The following is a 363-nucleotide window of genomic DNA, read 5'->3' on the forward strand; positions in this document are numbered from 1 at the left end:
CCTTTTCCTATAATCATTTTTGGGATTCAGGTAAATCAAATCTTTTAGGATTAAGTGAAGCAACAACCTCTGGATTATACATCACTTATCATCACAATTGGTATGATCACTCTGATTCGCGTCATCCAAGAGTAAGATATTATTCTGCACACATTTACAATAATTATTATGATGGAAATTCTAAATACGGAATAGGGTCGACAATGGGTTCTTCCGTTTTTTCGGAAGGAAATTATTTTAGAAATTGTAAATATCCAATGCAAACTTCTATGCAAGGAACTGATATTTTTAATCCAAACTCAGGTCAAAATGATCCAAATAATTATGCGACTTTTTCTAAAGAAGATGGAGGAACAATAAAAG

The 363-nt window shown here is 32.0% G+C and carries 1 pseudogene; it reads left to right on the plus strand.

Annotated features, from left to right (window positions below):
* A pseudogene (locus IU405_RS00170) lies at positions 1-363 on the plus strand (pectate lyase); the annotation flags it as partial.

This window comes from Polaribacter sp. BAL334 (genome assembly GCF_015767435.1).
GTDB lineage: Bacteria > Bacteroidota > Bacteroidia > Flavobacteriales > Flavobacteriaceae > Polaribacter.